We start from the raw sequence: 16900 nt of genomic DNA, 5'->3' as shown, positions 1-16900 counted from the left end.
GGTATTGTCGGGCATTCAGGCGAGGGTATTGGCGCGCCAGGACATCCATTCCAGGGGCTCTGGTCTGCATAATGCACGGTTTGAGGCAGATGGTCCGACCACGGAGCAATCCAATATGATTCTGATTACAGGCGGCGCAGGTTTCATCGGTGGCAATTTCGTCCACCATTGGTTCGAGCGGCAGGCCCGGCTGGGGCTGAGCGTGCAGGAGCCGGTCGTCGTTTTTGATAAATTGACCTACGCCGGTAATCCCAACACGATTGCGGCGCATCTGCAAGCAGGTCGCGCCACGCTGATTCAGGCTGATATCGCCGACCGCGAAGCGGTGCGTCAGGCCTTGAGTCAATATCGTCCGCGTGCCATTGTGCATTTCGCAGCAGAAAGCCACGTGGATCGTTCCATTCACGGCCCGGGTGAATTCATTCAGACGAATATGGTGGGTACTTTCAGCCTGCTGGAAGAAACTCGCCAGAACTGGGGGCAAATGGACGAGGCCGAGAAAAGTGCATTCCGCTTCCTGCACGTCTCGACCGACGAGGTTTATGGGTCCTTGTCTGATACCGATCCGGCCTTCTCCGAAACCACGCCCTACGCGCCCAACAGCCCGTATTCCGCCAGCAAGGCTGGTAGTGACCACCTGGTGCGTGCCTATCACCATACCTATGGTCTGCCCACGCTGACGACCAACTGCAGCAACAACTACGGGCCTTATCACTTCCCCGAGAAGCTGATACCGCTGATGATCCTCAATGCACTGGAGGGCAAGCCCCTGCCGGTGTATGGCGATGGCCTCAACATCCGTGACTGGCTGTATGTGCGTGATCACTGTGAAGCCATCTGCCAGGTGCTTGAAAAGGGCCGCACGGGGGAAACCTACAACGTGGGCGGCATCAACGAGATCAAGAACATCGATGTGGTGACCACCATCTGCCGCAAGCTGGATGAACTCCGCCCGCGTGCCGATGGCACCAAGTACGAAAGCCTCATCACCTATGTGAAGGATCGCCCCGGGCATGACCGCCGCTACGCCATCGATCCTCGCAAGATCCAGCGCGAAATCGGCTGGGCACCAGCCGAGACCTTCGAGTCCGGCATCAACAAGACCGTGAGCTGGTACCTTGAGAACAATGCCTGGATCGACACGGTGCGCTCGGGCTCATACCGCGACTGGATCGCGCAGAACTACGCGGGGCGTTGATGAAGATCCTTCTATTGGGCATGGGCGGCCAGGTGGGCTGGGAGTTGCAGCGCGCACTGGCGCCGCTGGGGCAGCTCGATGCGTTCGATCATGACTCTGCCGGGCCGGCAGCGGCGCCTCATCTGCGCGCCAACTTTGCCAGGCCGGACGATGTGGGCGCGCTGGTTCGCCTGCTCCGGCCCGACGTGATCGTCAACGCCGCGGCGCATACCGCGGTGGACAAGGCTGAGAGCGAGCCCGAACTGGCGCGTTTGCTCAATGCCACCACGCCGGGCGTCATTGCGTCCGAGGCGGCTCGCATCGGTGCGCTGCTGGTGCACTACAGCACCGATTACGTGTTTGATGGCAGTGGCACAGCACCTCGTCAGGAAGATGCCGCGACCGCACCATTGAGCGTGTATGGCCAGACCAAGCTGGAAGGCGAGCAGCTCATCCAGGACAGTGGCTGCCGACACCTCATTTTCAGAACCAGCTGGGTGTATGCCGCGCGGGGTGGCAACTTCGCCAGAACCATGCTGCGTCTGGCTGCAGAACGTGAAGAACTCAAGGTGATCAACGACCAGTTTGGCGCGCCGACAGGGGCGGACCTTCTGGCCGACATCACCGCGCATGCGATTCTGGCCGTGCAGCGCCAGCCAGAACTGGCTGGGCTCTATCACCTGGTGGCGGGTGGTGAAACCAGCTGGCACGACTATGCGCGTTTTGTGATCGAGTGGGCGCGCGCCAAGGGCGTGCCCTTGAAGGTGGCGCCTGAGGCTGTGTTGTCCACCCCGACCAGTTCCTATCCCACACCAGCCAGGCGGCCGCTCAATTCCCGCCTGGACACCCGCAAGCTCCAGAAGGCATTCGGCCTGACCTTGCCCCATTGGCAGCAAGGTGTGGCGCGCATGCTGACCGAAATCATTGAAAGGTGACCCCATGACCTCCCGCAATGCACGCAAGGGCATCATCCTGGCAGGCGGCTCCGGCACGCGGCTTCACCCGGCCACGCTGGCCATCAGCAAGCAGTTGCTGCCGGTGTACGACAAGCCCATGGTCTATTACCCGCTCAGCACCCTGATGCTGGCTGGTATTCGCGACATCCTGCTGATCAGCACGCCACAAGACACGCCGCGTTTTGAGGCGCTGCTCGGCGATGGCAGCCAGTGGGGCCTGAACATCAGCTATTGCGTGCAGCCCAGCCCGGATGGCCTGGCGCAGGCCTTCATCCTGGGGCGCGATTTCGTGGGCAACAATCCCAGCGCACTCGTGCTGGGCGACAACATCTATTACGGCCACGATCTGCAGCGCCTGCTCAACAGTGCGGCCAGCCGTGATGAGGGTGCCAGCGTGTTCGCCTATCACGTCAACGATCCGGAGCGTTACGGCGTAGTGGACTTCAACGACAAGTACCAGGCCTTGAGCATCGAAGAAAAGCCCAAGGTGCCCAAGAGCAACTACGCGGTCACGGGCTTGTACTTCTATGACAAGCAGGTGTGCGACATCGCCGCTGACATCAAGCCCAGCGCACGTGGGGAGCTGGAGATCACCGACGTCAATGCCCGCTATCTGGCGCAAGGGCAGTTGAACGTCGAGATCATGGGGCGTGGCTTTGCCTGGCTGGACACTGGTACGCATGACAGCCTGCTTGACGCAGGGCAGTTCATCGCCACACTGGAAAAACGCCAGGGCCTGAAGGTGGCCTGCCCCGAAGAGATTGCTTTCCGCTCGGGCTGGATCACGGCCGAGCAGGTGCAGAAGCTGGCGCAGCCCATGCTCAAGAACGGCTATGGGCAGTACCTGCTCAAGGTCATCAACGACAAGATCTATTGATTCCCATGAAGCTCATTCCCACCCGTATCCCCGATGTCGTGATCGTCGAGCCCGCCGTGTTTGGCGATGACCGGGGCTGGTTCATGGAAAGCTTCAACCAGGTGCGCTTCGAGGCCGAGTTGATCAAGCTGGGGTTGCCTGTGCCGCGGCCCTTCGTGCAGGACAACCATTCCTGCAGCAAGGCCGGTGTCTTGCGCGGCCTGCACTTCCAGACGCAACCGCACGCGCAGGGCAAGCTGGTAAGGGTGGTGAAGGGGGCGGTGTTCGATGTGGCTGTGGACATCCGACCGGGTTCTCCCACCTATGGCCAGTGGGCCGGTGCGGAGCTGACGGCCGACAACAAGCGCCAATTGTGGGTGCCTGAGGGTTTTGCCCATGGCTTCCTGACTTTGCAGGACGACACGCACTTCCTCTACAAGACCACCGATTTCTACGCCAAGGATTGCGAACGCAGCATTCGCTGGGATGATCCGGACATCGGTATTGAATGGCCGCTGGAGGGATTGGAAGTTACCCTAGCCCCCAAGGATACCCAGGCTCCCTATTTGAGGGATTCTGGCGCGCGCTGAATACAAATCTCATGCGGTGGACATAACGGGCATTGATAATCCCGGGATGGTCCAAAACGCACTAGATCCGGTGGTCGCCGTTACCGTGCCACTGTGGCGCCGTGCCTTGACGTATGGCTTGCTGCTTGCCTTTGCGGCGTGGTGCGTGGTCGGGTTTCGGCGAGACATCGCACAGATAGATCTGGCCCCGCTTGAGGCGGGCTGGATGGCTCTTGTGGCCGCGACCGCCTTGTCTCTGTGGAACTACGCCCTGCGCGTGGTTCGTTGGCGTCTCTATCTGAACCGACTTGGGCACAAGCTGCCGTGGCGCTTCGTCGCGCTGACCTTCATGTCCGGGTTCGCTTTCACGCTGTCTCCCGGCAAGTTGGGGGAGATGGTGCGCGGGCGGTATTACCAGCCCAAAGGCATCACCATGACGCAGGTCACCGGGGCCTTCTTTGTCGAACGACTGCTGGATCTGCTGGCCATGATCATCCTGGCTGCGGCGGTTCTGGCCGAGTTGCAGGCCTATCAGTCCTTTTTGTGGCTGGCCATGGGGTTGGTCGCCGGCCTCTTGGCTGCCGTGGCGCTGGTGCCCTGGCCCAAGGTGGCGCAACAACTCGATCTTCGGCCACATGGCAAATTGGTCAAGGCCATCCAGACCGTGGCGCACATGCTGGCCAACGCCCGTCAGTTCCTGTCTCCTGGCATGCTGCTGATGGGCCTGGCGCTGGGCTTGATGGCCTGGGGCGCCGAGGCCGTGGGACTCAAGTTGCTGGCCGATGCCATCGCGCCTGATCGCATCTCCCTGCTGGCTGCCATGGGGGCATATTCGATCGCCATCATCGTGGGGGCGCTGTCCTTCCTGCCTGGTGGACTGGGGAGCACCGAGACCGTCATGACCGCTTTGCTGGTTGCGCACGGCTACTCGGTATCCCAGGCCATTTTGCTGACACTGGTGTGCCGCTTGCTGACACTCTGGCTGGCCGTGCTCATTGGCTGGATCTGCGTGTGGCTGCTGCGTGATCCAGGAAATCTGTGACGAGTTGTACTATGACCAAAGCCGTTCCACTGTGCGTTGATCTGGATGGCACGCTGATCCACAGCGATCTCCTGCTCGAGTCCTTCCTGTTGCTGATCAAGCGCAATCCTCTGTATTTGCTGCTGGTGCCCTTCTGGCTGCTGCAGGGCAAGGCCCGGCTCAAGCAGCAGATTGCCAGTCGCGTGCAGCTCGATGGGGCGGCCCTGCCTTACACCAAGCCTTTGCTGGACTGGTTGCGTGGCCAGAAGGAGCAGGGGCGCGCCGTGTGGCTGTGCACGGCCTCTGACATCCGGCTGGCGCAGGCCGTGGCAGATCATGTCGGCTTCTTCGATGGTGTGATGGCCAGTGATGGGCAGCTGAACCTGTCTGGTGCCAACAAGGCAGCCGAACTGGTCAAGCGCTTTGGTGACAAGGGCTTCGACTACTGCGGCAACGAACAGGTAGACCTGGCCGTGTGGCGCCACGCGCGTGCGGCCATCGTCGTCAACGCGGGGACGGCACTGGTGACGGCAGCAGGTGGTGTCACCAAGGTCGAGCATGCCATTGCGCCCATGCCCGGGGGCCCGAAGGTCATCCTCAAGGCATTGCGCGTGCACCAGTGGGCCAAGAACGCGCTGATCTTCGTGCCCGTGGCCGCCGCACATCAATTGGGTGTCATACCCGCACTGGTCAACAGCCTGCTGGCGTTCATGGCTTTCAGCTTGTGTGCCTCGTCGGTCTATCTGCTCAACGACATGCTGGACCTGGCGGCTGACCGGCAGCATCACAGCAAGTGCAAGCGGCCCTTTGCCTCCGGGCAGCTCAGTCTGTTGTTCGGCTTGATGGCGGCACCCGCCTTGCTCATCGTGGCCATCGGGCTGGCCTGCCTGCTGCCGATCAAGTTCATGCTGGTGCTGGCCGCCTATTACGTGGCCACACTGGCCTACTCGTTCGGCATCAAGCAACTGGTGATGATCGATGTGCTGGCCCTGGCAGGGCTGTACACCGTGCGGATCGTGGCAGGCGCGGCAGCAACCGGCATTCCCTTGTCTTTCTGGCTGTTGATGTTTGCGATCTTCATCTTCCTGAGCCTGGCCATCGTCAAGCGCTATGCGGAGCTGTACGTCATGCGGCAGCAAGGCAAGCTCAAGGCCAAGGGGCGCGGCTATCAGGTGGAGGACCTGGCCTTGCTGCAAAGTCTGGGTGGGGCATCGGGCTATCTCAGCATCCTCGTGCTGGCCCTGTACGTCAACTCGCCGGATATCAGCGTGCTGTACAAGCATCCCAAGATCGCCTGGGGACTGGTGCCGGTCATGTTGTACTGGATCAGCCGCATCTGGATGCAAACCCATCGTGGTCAGATGCATGATGACCCGTTGGTGTATGCCTTGAAGGACAAGGTCAGCCTGGTGACCGGGCTGGTGGCCGCCGTGGTGCTCTGGCTGGCCGTTTGATCAGGTTGTCATGAACACGCAGACCGTACTGTCCTGGGGCCGTGTGTTGCGCGAGGCGCATCAGATGGTGGGCCTGAGCAGTCGTCATCAGCCCTTGTCTTTGCCTGTACAGGCGCAGTCCGTGCTGCCATATGGCAATGGGCGCAGCTACGGCGACAGCAACCTCAATCCTGGCGGCGCCTTGTTGCTGGCCGGTCAGCTCGATCGCTTCATCGACTTCAATCCCGCGACCGGCCTGCTGCGCTGTGAAGCTGGCGTGCTGCTGTCCACCATCATCCAGCTGGTGTTGCCGCAAGGCTGGTTTCTGCCCGTCACCCCGGGCACACAGTTCGTGACGGTGGGCGGTGCCATTGCCAATGATGTGCATGGCAAGAATCACCATGTGGCTGGTTCGTTTGGCAACCACGTGCTGCAGTTAGAGTTGTTGCGGTCTGACGGCACACGCAGGGTGTGCTCACCTCAGCAACACACAGACTGGTTTGCGGCCACCATTGGCGGCCTGGGCTTGACCGGGCTGATCACCTGGGCCGAGATCCAGCTCAAACGGGTGGCCAATCCGTTTCTGGATACCGAGTCGGTGCGCTTTCACAGCCTGGAGGAGTTCTTCGAGCTGAGCGCGGCATCGGAGCGAGATTTCGAATACACGGTGTCATGGATCGACTGCGCCTTTACAGGCAAGCGGCTGGGCCGGGGGCTGTTCAATCGAGGCAACCATGCGCCTGCTGTGCTGGATACGCGCCTGTTGCCGCCTGGCCTGCCCAATGGTGTGGCCGAGCCCAGCCTGCGCGTGCCTTTGACGCCTCCCATCTCCCTGATCAATGCCTTGTCGTTGAAGTCCTTCAACACGCTGTACTTCAACAAGCAGCGTGAGGACGTGGTGCGCGGCCTGCAGCATTACCGGCCGTTCTTCTACCCGCTGGACGCCTTGCGCGAGTGGAACCGCATCTACGGGCCCAAAGGCTTCTATCAGTACCAGTGCGTGGTGCCGCCGGAGCGCGCCTTGCCCGCTACCCGCCAGTTGCTGGAAACCATTGCAGCCAGTGGCATGGGCTCCTTCCTGGCGGTGCTCAAGCAATTTGGCGAGCCCGCTTCGCGGGGCATGTTGTCCTTTCCCGAGCCCGGCACGACGCTCGCACTGGACTTCCCCAACCAGGGCGCGCGTTTGTTCAAGCTGTTCGAGCAGCTTGATCGCATCGTGCTGGATGCGGGTGGGCGCCTGTACCCAGCCAAGGATGGGCGCATGGGTGCTGCCATCTTCAAGGCCGGCTATCCACGCTGGTCGGAATTCAAATCGTATGTGGACCCGCGCTTCAGCTCCGGCATGTGGCGTCGGGTCATGGAGCAATCATGAGAAAAATCCTCATCGTGGGGGCCACCTCGGCCATGGCGGAGGCCTGCGCACGCCTGTGGGCGCAGCGTGGCGACCAGATCTTTCTGGCGGCGCGCAACAGCCAGCAATTGCAGTCGATTGCCGATGATCTGAAGACGCGCGGCGCGCAACGCGTGGGCACCAAGGTGTTCGATGCCACCGACTTCGCGCAACACGCGGCCTTGCTGGCCGACGCGACTCGCTTCATGGAGGGGCTTGATACGGTGTTGATTGCGCATGGCACCTTGTCCGACCAGGAACGTGCGCAGACCGATGTGAATTACGCGCTGGGCGAGATCCGCACCAACGGTACCTCGGTGGTGGCCCTGATGTCGATTGCCGGTGAGCAACTGGCGGCGCAGGGGCGTGGTGCGATTGCCGTGATCTCGTCTGTCGCAGGCGACCGTGGGCGTCAGAGCAACTATGTGTACGGCAGCGCCAAGGCGCTGGTCAGCGCGTTTGCCTCAGGCCTGCGCCAGCGTCTGTCCAAGAAGGGCGTGCACGTGATCACCATCAAGCCCGGCTTCGTGGACACGCCCATGACGGCGCACCTCAAGAAGGGCGCGCTGTGGGCCAAGCCGGATCAGGTGGCGCGTGACATCAGTCAGGCCATCGACAAGGGGCGCGCTGTGGTCTATACGCCGGGTTTCTGGCGCTTCATCATGCTGATCATCAAGCACATTCCTGAGTTTGTTTTCGTCAAGATTTCGCTTTGATGGGGGCTGGCAGTTTGAAGCGGGCATGAAAAAAGGCACTCCGCGGAGTGCCTTTTTGCCTGGAGGCCAGGGCCTGATCAGAAGTGGTATTGCACGCCTGCGCTGAGCAGGTACAGCGTGCCGCTGTCGCCACCGTCAGTGCCGCCCTTGGTCACGTCCAGTGCCGCTGCCGCCTTCAGGCCAGGCATGATGTCGTATTCCAGACCCACGCCACCATAGACGTTCCAGCCGCTACCTTGGTCGGCAAAGCCAAAGTTGGAGGTTTCTTTGACGCTGACATTGGCGCCACCCAGGCGCAGTACACCTTTGAGTCCAGCGTCCAGCTGTTGCTTGAACGCCAGCGCCACGGTAACGGCATGAGCTTTGATCTCTGCGTGAGCGGCGCCAGCATCGATCTTGGACTTGCCGAAATTGATGTAACCCAGTTCGCCCGCAATCTTGGCGGTGTCGTCATAGCCGACATAGACCTTGTAGCCCACGCTGCTGTCTTTACAAGTTTCACCCGCTGCGCAAGTGGTCGGGATCTTGGCCCAACCCAGCGAGCCGCCGGCATACACCTTTTCAACCTGAGCCGAGGCGCCAGTGGCAGCCAATGCCAGCAGGCTGGCCATCAGAAATTGTTTCATGTCTTGTCTTCCCTCTGTCAATCGGAGTGGCAGCCATCTGCCGAGAAGGGATTACACCATTTTTCTGTTGCCTGACCGTTCTGGCTGTGCGCTCCAGGGGGTGGGGAAAATGCGGAGGGGAATCCGTCGTCTGACAAAGAAAAAAGCCCCAGGCGTTGGAGCGCTTGGGGCTTTTTGGGCTGTTCAGCGCGAGGCTGAACACTTGTTTGGTGGAGCCGGGGGGAATTGAACCCCCGTCCGTAAGCCATCATCGAGCAGATCTACATGTGTAGCCGTCTGATTTGAATCTCGCCAACCTGATCGCGCAGCGGCACGCTACCAGATTAGCCAGTCACTGAATCTCGACCTGAACCGAGTGACCCGGCTCAGACCCAGCCTATGTGAATGACCTCACTACTTCAGTCTTGCGACATCAGCACAGCCCATAGGCCAACTGTTGTGAGGCTCACCGGTATTAAGCGGCGAGTGCGAACGATTCGTCGTTTGCAGTTAGTTTGTTTCCAGATGGATTTACGAGGTGGCTGGTCCTCGACATGCCCTGTCCCGAATCCGCACCCACGTCGAAACCAGGTCGGCCCCAGGAAAAGTTGGGTCATTGTAGGTGTTCTTGCGAATCCGCGCTGACCTTATTGATCGATATGCGGCCGTGTGGCGGCTTTTCAAGGCCCCTGGCCGACCTTTTCTGGCGTGCCCTAGGGCCGGGCCCCTCATGGCCGTTCATACAGGCCGCATTGGTGGTCCTGCTTGAACGCAGGGGCGCCGAAGACCGAGATCCCGCTGCTGTCGAGTTTCAATGAGCTGGCGCGCTGAGCCTGGAATGCGGGCCAGTACGGGGGCAGGAAGGTGTTGGGGTTGCCTGTGGCGGCAAACCGGCCCCAGTAGCGCACCATCTGGTCTGACAGCTTTTGCTGAGCCGCATTGAGCGGCGGAAGCGGTGTGGGCGAGGCGATCATGTTGCGTTGGAACACGAACGTCAACTCTGCACCGTGGAAGGCGCCCAGCGACATCAGTGGGTCAGTTGGTGCGGGCGAGTTGGGCTCGGTGAACTCGTAGTTGTAGGTCGGGACGTAGCGTGACAAGGCTTCTGCGTCGGCCATGGCACCACATGAAAAGAAATAGTCTGTCAGCATGGCGCTGAAGGCCTTGTCGAGCGTGCCGTAGTGCCAGAAGGAGTAGGTGCTGGTCAGTTTCCTGGCCAGGGCGGTGTCATTGCCTGCGATCTTGTTGATGTAGGCATTGACGTCTGCCCTGGTCACGAACCACTGGTTGGCCTGGTGGTATTCCGTGCCGACGAACAATCTGCCTTCGTCGTGCGTGGTGCCGATGATCACGGGCACACGATTGAACTGCCCATCCCTCACTTGTCTGGCCGGGTCGCCGGTCAAGGTGAGGCCGTCCTGCACGGGCGTCCAGCGGATATTGACGCCATTGACCTCGTTGCCGTTGGGTACCGACCCACGCATGATGTCCTCGGCGCTCTTGTGGCGCATGCAGGCCAACTGGCCTGGGCCTTCAGCGCACCCGAGTTTGACGCCCAGCGCGACCGACTGCGCTTCCATGGATGCAGGCGTGGCATCCGTGAGCAAGTTGCACGGGCCAGATTGTGAAATGGCACGATGGAACAGGCCTTTGGATTGAGGCGATACCAGATGCAGGCAGGTGCTCGCGCCGCCTGCGGAGTGACCAAAGATGGTCACGCGTGAGGGGTCTCCGCCGAAGTGACCGATCTGCGACTGGACCCAGCGCAACGCGGCTTGCTGGTCCTGCAGCCCCAGGTTGGGCGACACGTTCTGGGCGGCGAGTTCCGGCTGGCGAAAGAAGCCGAACGCACCGACGCGGTAATTGATGGAGACGACCACCGCACGCCCCTTGCGAGCCAGTGTGGTCATGTCGTAGTCAGCCGCAGAGCCGGACAGGAAGGCGCCCCCGTGTATCCAGACCATCACGGGCAGTTTGCTGCTGCCGATGTCGTCGGGCACATGCACATTCAGGAAGAGGCAGTCTTCATTGATCGACTCCGGTGAGACGATGCTCAGCGGTTGTGCGCAGCGCTGCCCGAATGAGGTGCCATCACGCGTGCCGCTCCAGGTGGCTGGTGCTTGCGGGGATTGCCAGCGCAGCTCGCCCACTGGCGGCGCCGCATAAGGAATGCCCAGGTAGGCGCGGACCGCGTTGACCAGCTTGCCGCTGATGGCGCCCTGGCTGGTTTGAACAATGGGGGGAGAGCTGGCAAACGTATCGGCGTGGGCCGAACTCAGCAGGGCCGCTCCCGCGGCCCAGGATGCAAGTAAGCGAACGATTTGTTGACGCATGGCGTGCTTTCTGGATGTGTCAAGGGAGAGGCCACCTTAGGCACTCTCCGTCCAGATGCAAGCGTCACAAGACGATTGGTCAATGGGTGTCGCCAACGGCAATGGGGCTTCGCCGTTGGCACCTGTTCAGCACGGCGCAATCAAGGGCGATTGCGCAGCTTGTCCAGCTCCAGCTGGGCCAGGGTGACCTCGCGGTAGGGCAGGGCCCTGGTTTCAATGGTCTTTTCGAACCACTGGCGGGCTTCACCCTTGAGGCCGAAGTTCAGCAACTGCTGGCCGATGAAGAAGTTCGCCTCGGCCATCCGCAGGCGCGACTGTTCGGCGTCTTCCCGAGCCTGGCGCAGCAAGGCCTCGCGCGTGAGCTTGCCTGACAGGAAGTGCAGCACGGTACCGGGCCACTTCTGGCTGTCCACATTGGGCAGTTCATTGGAAACGGCCGAGCCACCCTGACCTGGGCGTTGGCGGTCCACGGACAGGTTCAGCCAGATGAGGGCGTAGGTGCGCTCGTCACCCGTGCTGTCGGCCACCTGGTTGCGGAAGGTGGACTCCGCATCGGTGTAGCGGCCCTGCACGAACTGGCTGATGCCCAGCCAGATGCCAGGCGCATTGCGGGCACCCTGACGCTGCAGGCGTTCAAAGTCCTTGCCTGCTTCATCGAGGCGGTTGAGGCCAACCAGTGCCACGCCACGAGCTTCCAGGGCATCGGTGCTGTCAGGGTTGCCAGCCAGGGCAGCCTGGGCATCGAGCAGACCGTCCCGGAAGGCACCGACCTGGTTGTTCGCAATGGCACGCTCTGCCAGCACCTGCGAAGCCATGGGGCTCTGCGGGTTCAGCAGTGGCAGCACGCGGCTGGCCAGCAGGCGGTTGAGTTCCTGATCCTGCATCAGACGCATCAAGGCATCTGGCCTGGTGCCAGGCTGGTAGTAAGGCTGCACACGGCGATCGACCTCGGCATAGATGGGGTCGAGCATGGCGCGCTCGACCAGCAGGAGGCGCACATGCTGGCTGGTGAACTGCCGGGCACGCATCGTGCGCTCGCGGAAGTTGTCCAGATCGACGGGCAGCACTTCCTCGCTGCGGCGTTCGTAGTGGGTGGTCCAGTTCAGATCTCGCCCTTGCGAGTCGATGCGGCTGGTCAGCAGGAAGTGCTTGTCGCTGATCTGTTGTGCGGGAGGTGGTGTGGCCGTGATCGGGCGCAAGGTCTGCACGTGCACCTTCACGTCCAGCAAGCGGGGCACATCCAGCATGAAGGGGCTGATGCGTCGCGCCTCGGGCGGTACGACAAGGACATCGCCGAATTCGACACCAGCCAGGTCCAGTTCCAGGCCACCACGCTGATACTGCGCCACGTTCGGGTGCTCGAAGCCCATGGTCAGTGTCAGTTCATTGGTTTCGCGCGAATCCTTCAGCTCTGGTTGCCCCACGGGTTTGAGGCCAGGCATGACCCGCACGTAGCTGCCGGCCATGGTCTCATTGATGCGTTCCAGCCCCACGCCGGCGATCATGGCGCGCCAGCGTTCGGCCGCCAGTCCCTTGGCGTTCAGGGTGAGCTTGAGTTGTGCCGGCTTTTTAGGTTCGGACAGGTCCCAGTCCTGGCGGTAACTCAGCGCGTCTTGCGCGAAGGTCGGCCGGACCACGGCTTGCAGGCCCTGACTGCCTTCACCCACGACCAGTGCCTGGCCATAGCTGTAGTAGCCGCGGTTTTGCAGGGTGTAGCCCTGGTTGTTGGCGGTGGCATCCAGGAAGTAGCGCTGGCCATCGAGTTGCACGGCCGAGATCACGTGGTCGAACTGATCGTGTGAGGGCAGGTAGTTCACCAGACCCTTGTTGCGATAGGTCGAGACCAGCGCCGGCTTGGCGTCAAAGCCCAGTCCCTTGAGCAAGGTGTTGAGCAGCAGGACCTTGTCCTTGCAATCGCCCATGCGATCAGCCAGGGTCTGTGCGGCGGGCTTGGGGCGGTGCGAGCTTTCGCCCAGGCTGACGCTGAAGTAGCGGATGTCGTCCTGCACGAAGCGCGTGACTTCCGCCAGCAGCACATCAGGCGGTAGCTGCCTGGCCTTCCAGTCGGCGATACGGCGTGCCACTTCACCCGTGGGGGGCTCGATGACGAACAGGCGTTGGGCCCATTGGTCTACCTCGGCCCAGCTTCGGAACTCGCTCACGTGGAAGGCCGGGAAGACCTTGTACCAGGGCGGCGTCGCCGATTCGGCCTGGATGGCGGGCACGTTGTCGCGCGCCACACGGATGACCTGCTTGCCGTTTTCCTCGAAGCGCTCCACAGCCACGTCGTTGGGGACGCCCTTGATCTGCAGATGGCGGTCCAGAGGCGCTTCGATTCGCAGGTGCAGCCTGTCCATGGCGGCTTCATTGCCCACGTGCATCAGCTCGGAGAACCTGCCTTCGAAGATCGGGTTCACGCCCTCGATCGAATAGGCCAGCTCCACCACGTCACCGACGCGAACGTCCTTGAGCATGAGGAGCGCCTGACGTGCGCCGTCCAGCACCTTGTTTTCGAGTTGCTGTTCGCGGCGCAGCATTTCCACGCGCAGGTCCTTGAGCCTGTCGCTGCGTTTGCCGTCACGCACCACGCTGACGTTGTGGATGTAGAGGCGCTGGTAGGCCGGGTTGAAGCCGATGGTGGGCTCGGACACCTCGCGCAATGTCGAGCTGTCCATGGCAGCCTGGTGCACGCGCATGTAGGTGGTCTGCGTCTTGGGCGTGACCTGAATCTGCATGTCGACAAGCAGATCCCTGCGAGCCTTGGCGCCCTGGGCCATCTTGCGTGGGGCCTCTGTCTTGCTCTGTCCAGGATCCTTGACCCAGGCGGGCGTCGGGGTGATGCGGTAGCCTGGCTCGGCAGGATTGTTCTGCGTGGCGGGGGGCTGGCCGTGCGCCTTCGTTGACGCGGCCCAGGTGCCTGGATAGGCCGCCATCAACAGCGTCAGCAGGACAGCAGGCCACAACTTGCTCTTGTTATGCATGGATTCAACTCCCTTGATTCGTCTGGAAGTGTAGCCAAATGCAGCGGGCATCCAGGGCTGCAAATGCAAACGCCCCAGGCCTTGGGGGCCTGAGGCGCGACGGTGGGGGCAGGCTGTGCCTGCTCAGCTGCGGTAGTCGGCGTTGATGGTCACGTACTCGTGCGACAGGTCGCAAGTCCACACCGTGGTTTTGGCGGTGCCACGTGCCAGGCCGACACGGATGGTGATTTCGGACTGCTTCATCACGCGCTGGCCATCTTCTTCGCGGTACTCGGGGCGGCGGCCACCCTTGGTCACCACGTGCACGTCATCCAGGTGCAGCTCGATCAGGCTCTGGTCCAGATCATCGATGCCGGCGTAGCCCACGGCGGCCAGGATGCGGCCCAGGTTGGGGTCGCTGGCGAAGAAGGCGGTCTTGACCAGCGGCGAGTGTGCGATGGCATAGGCGGCCTTGGCGCATTCATCTTCATCGCGGCCACCTTCGACGGTGATGGTGATGAACTTGGTCGCACCTTCACCGTCACGCACGATGGCCTGGGCCAGTTGCTGCGACACGGCGATCACGGCGGCACGCAGGGCCTGGCCGTCGGCACTGTTGAGGTCGGTGATCTCGGCGTGCGCGGCCTGGCGGGTCGCGATCAGCACGAAGGAGTCGTTCGTGGAGGTGTCGCCATCGATCGTGATGCGGTTGAACGAGGCATTGGCTGCTTCGGTCACCAGGGCCTGCAGCAGGCCGGGGGCGATGTTGGCATCGGTGGCCACATAGCCCAGCATGGTCGCCATATTGGGCTTGATCATGCCGGCACCCTTGCTGATGCCGGTGATGGTCACGGTCTGCCCGCCGATGGTGATCTGCTTCGATGCGCCTTTGGGCAGCGTGTCCGTGGTCATGATGCCTTCGGCGGCCACGGCCCAGTTGTCAGCCTTCAGGTCGGCGATGGCGCCCGCCAGGCCGGCTTCGATGCGGTCAACCGGCAGTGTCTCCATGATCACGCCGGTCGAAAACGGCAGGATCTGTTCGGGCGAGATGTGCAGTTGGCGGGCCAGGGCAATGGTGGTTGAGCGGGCACGCACCAGGCCGTCTTCGCCGGTGCCGGCGTTGGCGTTGCCGGTGTTGATCAACAGAGCGCGGATCTCGCTGCTGGCCGCCAGGCGTTCACGGCACAGCTGCACGGGGGCGGCACAGAAACGGTTTTTGGTGAACACGCCGGCCACGGCGCTGCCTTCGTCCAGGGTGATGACGGTCAGATCACGGCGATTGGCCTTGCGCACGCCCGCCATGGTGATGCCCAGCTTGACGCCGGGCACGGGGTGCAGATCGGAAGGGAGGGGGGCGGTCAGGTTGACGGGCATGTGGGGTCGACTCCGGGGAGGGCTCCAGCAGCGAAGCCCGAACAAGGGCCAGATTGTGCCGCAGTCCCCGGGGTTTGCCAGCAGTCAGATCAAACCTGTGCGCAGGATTTGCCGGTGGGCATGTTGCGCACGCCGCCACCCGGGAGCGGCAGCCCGTAGGCAGAGGCAAAACCGTGCCAGGCCACGAAGGCCCAACTCAAGGTCAGTGCCGACGTCTGGATGGCGCTGAGTGACCAACCGGTCCAGGCCAGTGCGATGCCGAAAGGCAGGCACAGCCCGGGCTGCAAGGCGTTGATCAGCAACATCGTGCGCCATGGCACCAGGGCCAGGCTTGTCTGCCGTTGCAGCAGCCCGAAGAGCGCCAGGCTCAAGGTGCTGACACCATAGGCGGCCCAGTAGAACTGCCGCCCGATGAGGTTGACGGGCGAGTGGGCTTGCGGCGTGGTGACCAGGAGCCACGCACCGACCGCGGATGTGGCCATCAGCGCCAGTACACGTATCCGGACAGGGCGTCCCGATTGCACATGGTGGCCTTCACCCGGCAGGTGCCAGAGCAACGCTGCTGTGCTCAGGGCCCAGAGGGCAGCCATGGCTGGCAACAGGGTATCGGCGGTGCGCCAATGGGCCAGCGCATCCATGCCCCAAGGGGCCAGGATGCCTTCATGCACCACCACCACCGTGCCCATCGCGGCCATGGTCTGCATGGCAGGCATTGACAGCGTGAGCCGGGGGCGCAGCAGCGGCAGGTCCAACTGGCCGATGCGGTTCATCCACCAGGCCATCAACCAGACTGCCTGTGGCATGAGGATCACGGCCAGCCCGGCGTTGGCCTGAAAGCCGTTGAGGGGCAGCAGGCGGCCGACCAACACACCTTCCAGCCGCAGCATGGGGGCATTCATCAGGCTGGCCATCAGCAAGGTCATCCAGGCCATGTGGGTCCTGAAGTCGCGTTGACGCGCACTCCTGATCGCCAGGCCGAGCGCCATCAAAGTCGTGAGCGATTGCACCCAGAGTGCCGCCGCAAAGGGCTCGCCTGAAGGACCGTCCTTGGCGGGCGTCACCCACAGGTAGCCCATGGCGCCGGTCATGGCCAGCCCGATGCTGGCGGCGGCTGACCAGCCCAGCACGCGGTGCAGGCGGGGGCTGAACCGGCGCAGCGGCGCGACGAATTGCAGGGCACACAGCGTCAGCGCGAGGCCGCCGAACAGCGTGTGTGCCCCGATGCCGGCAAAGCCGCGTGTGTAGTTGATGACAATCTGGCGCATGGCTGCGGCATCGCCCAGCAGGAACTCGCTGGACACGGCTTGCATGATCCAGCGTGTGGAGATCGGCACCTCCTGCCTGATCAAGCTGATGGGGTAGCTGATGGCCGTGAGCCCATAGACCGTGGCGATCAGCAGGATCAAGGTGGCCAGCAAGGCGATGGCTGGCTGTGGCCTGCTGCGCCGGGGGGCTTGGGGTGTGCGCATGGTGTCGGCTCCTGATGGTCTGTTTGGTGACCATCCTGAAG

At 62.4% G+C, this 16900-nt stretch carries 13 protein-coding genes and 1 other RNA gene; 8 read left to right on the top strand and 6 right to left on the bottom strand.

Annotated features, from left to right (window positions below):
* Window positions 1–115 precede the first annotated feature (115 nt).
* From rfbB to VFW93_RS07910, 8 genes are read left to right on the top strand one after another with little or no spacing between them, the layout of a single operon-like run.
* Window positions 116–1198, top strand: a complete 1083-nt coding sequence (gene rfbB, locus VFW93_RS07945; protein ID WP_329693454.1) for a dTDP-glucose 4,6-dehydratase — start codon at window positions 116–118, stop codon at window positions 1196–1198.
* Window positions 1198–2112, top strand: coding sequence for a dTDP-4-dehydrorhamnose reductase (gene rfbD / locus VFW93_RS07940; RefSeq protein ID WP_329693453.1), 915 nt, complete (start codon window positions 1198–1200; stop codon window positions 2110–2112). Before rfbB ends, rfbD begins: the two co-directional genes overlap by 1 nt.
* A 4-nt stretch (window positions 2113–2116) precedes the next feature.
* Window positions 2117–3010: a glucose-1-phosphate thymidylyltransferase RfbA gene (rfbA, locus tag VFW93_RS07935; protein WP_329693452.1), complete on the top strand. Its 894-nt coding sequence runs from the start codon at window positions 2117–2119 to the stop codon at window positions 3008–3010.
* 5 nt (window positions 3011–3015) lie between these two features.
* On the top strand, window positions 3016–3579 hold the full coding sequence (gene rfbC / locus VFW93_RS07930; protein ID WP_329693451.1) for a dTDP-4-dehydrorhamnose 3,5-epimerase: 564 nt from the start codon (window positions 3016–3018) through the stop codon (window positions 3577–3579).
* A 46-nt stretch (window positions 3580–3625) separates the two neighbouring features.
* The gene (locus VFW93_RS07925; protein ID WP_329693450.1) at window positions 3626–4600 is read left to right on the top strand and encodes a lysylphosphatidylglycerol synthase transmembrane domain-containing protein; all 975 of its coding nucleotides are present in this window, start codon (window positions 3626–3628) and stop codon (window positions 4598–4600) included.
* Between the two features lie 11 nt (window positions 4601–4611).
* Window positions 4612–6033 (top strand): UbiA family prenyltransferase, encoded by a 1422-nt coding sequence (locus tag VFW93_RS07920; RefSeq protein WP_329693449.1) that lies wholly within the window; start codon window positions 4612–4614, stop codon window positions 6031–6033.
* A 10-nt stretch (window positions 6034–6043) separates the two neighbouring features.
* Complete coding sequence (locus VFW93_RS07915; protein ID WP_329693448.1) at window positions 6044–7384, top strand: FAD-binding oxidoreductase; 1341 nt, start codon at window positions 6044–6046, stop codon at window positions 7382–7384.
* Window positions 7381–8118, top strand: coding sequence for an SDR family oxidoreductase (locus VFW93_RS07910; protein ID WP_329693447.1), 738 nt, complete (start codon window positions 7381–7383; stop codon window positions 8116–8118). The genes VFW93_RS07915 and VFW93_RS07910 overlap by 4 nt, the downstream gene beginning before the upstream one ends.
* A 77-nt stretch (window positions 8119–8195) precedes the next feature.
* Here the strand turns inward: VFW93_RS07910 and VFW93_RS07905 are convergent, their stop codons facing one another.
* The 6 genes from VFW93_RS07905 to VFW93_RS07880 all read right to left on the bottom strand — a co-directional run bounded on the left by VFW93_RS07905 (window position 8196) and on the right by VFW93_RS07880 (window position 16859).
* Window positions 8196–8744, bottom strand: a complete 549-nt coding sequence (locus VFW93_RS07905) for an outer membrane beta-barrel protein (protein ID WP_329693446.1) — start codon at window positions 8742–8744, stop codon at window positions 8196–8198.
* A gap of 207 nt (window positions 8745–8951) precedes the next feature.
* Window positions 8952–9323: a transfer-messenger RNA gene (gene ssrA, locus VFW93_RS07900) on the bottom strand.
* Between the two features lie 128 nt (window positions 9324–9451).
* Window positions 9452–11056 (bottom strand): carboxylesterase/lipase family protein, encoded by a 1605-nt coding sequence (locus VFW93_RS07895; RefSeq protein WP_329693445.1) that lies wholly within the window; start codon window positions 11054–11056, stop codon window positions 9452–9454.
* A 140-nt stretch (window positions 11057–11196) separates the two neighbouring features.
* A complete protein-coding gene (locus VFW93_RS07890; RefSeq protein ID WP_329693444.1) occupies window positions 11197–14037 on the bottom strand; it encodes a DUF3857 domain-containing protein in 2841 nt (946 codons plus the stop codon).
* Between the two features lie 123 nt (window positions 14038–14160).
* A complete protein-coding gene (argJ, locus tag VFW93_RS07885; protein WP_329693443.1) occupies window positions 14161–15390 on the bottom strand; it encodes a bifunctional glutamate N-acetyltransferase/amino-acid acetyltransferase ArgJ in 1230 nt (409 codons plus the stop codon).
* Between the two features lie 89 nt (window positions 15391–15479).
* Window positions 15480–16859 carry a DUF2306 domain-containing protein gene (locus VFW93_RS07880; RefSeq protein WP_329693442.1) on the bottom strand — a complete coding sequence of 460 codons (1380 nt, stop codon included), beginning with the start codon at window positions 16857–16859 and terminating at the stop codon, window positions 15480–15482.
* Window positions 16860–16900: the final 41 nt, after the last annotated feature.

Source organism: Aquabacterium sp. (assembly GCF_036279675.1).
Taxonomy (GTDB): Bacteria; Pseudomonadota; Gammaproteobacteria; order Burkholderiales; family Burkholderiaceae_C; genus Aquabacterium.
This window is presented reverse-complemented; position numbering and strand designations above follow the sequence as displayed.

What these genes read in the sequence shown, in the direction of transcription:
- rfbB (WP_329693454.1), top strand. Translation starts at nt 116, where the DNA reads ATGATTCTGATTACAGGCGGCGCAGGTTTCATCGGTGGCAATTTCGTC.
- rfbD (WP_329693453.1), top strand. Translation starts at nt 1,198, where the DNA reads ATGAAGATCCTTCTATTGGGCATGGGCGGCCAGGTGGGCTGGGAGTTG.
- rfbA (WP_329693452.1), top strand. Translation starts at nt 2,117, where the DNA reads ATGACCTCCCGCAATGCACGCAAGGGCATCATCCTGGCAGGCGGCTCC.
- rfbC (WP_329693451.1), top strand. Translation starts at nt 3,016, where the DNA reads ATGAAGCTCATTCCCACCCGTATCCCCGATGTCGTGATCGTCGAGCCC.
- VFW93_RS07925 (WP_329693450.1), top strand. Translation starts at nt 3,626, where the DNA reads ATGGTCCAAAACGCACTAGATCCGGTGGTCGCCGTTACCGTGCCACTG.
- VFW93_RS07920 (WP_329693449.1), top strand. Translation starts at nt 4,612, where the DNA reads ATGACCAAAGCCGTTCCACTGTGCGTTGATCTGGATGGCACGCTGATC.
- VFW93_RS07915 (WP_329693448.1), top strand. Translation starts at nt 6,044, where the DNA reads ATGAACACGCAGACCGTACTGTCCTGGGGCCGTGTGTTGCGCGAGGCG.
- VFW93_RS07910 (WP_329693447.1), top strand. Translation starts at nt 7,381, where the DNA reads ATGAGAAAAATCCTCATCGTGGGGGCCACCTCGGCCATGGCGGAGGCC.
- VFW93_RS07905 (WP_329693446.1), bottom strand. Translation starts at nt 8,744, where the DNA reads ATGAAACAATTTCTGATGGCCAGCCTGCTGGCATTGGCTGCCACTGGC.
- VFW93_RS07895 (WP_329693445.1), bottom strand. Translation starts at nt 11,056, where the DNA reads ATGCGTCAACAAATCGTTCGCTTACTTGCATCCTGGGCCGCGGGAGCG.
- VFW93_RS07890 (WP_329693444.1), bottom strand. Translation starts at nt 14,037, where the DNA reads ATGCATAACAAGAGCAAGTTGTGGCCTGCTGTCCTGCTGACGCTGTTG.
- argJ (WP_329693443.1), bottom strand. Translation starts at nt 15,390, where the DNA reads ATGCCCGTCAACCTGACCGCCCCCCTCCCTTCCGATCTGCACCCCGTG.
- VFW93_RS07880 (WP_329693442.1), bottom strand. Translation starts at nt 16,859, where the DNA reads ATGCGCACACCCCAAGCCCCCCGGCGCAGCAGGCCACAGCCAGCCATC.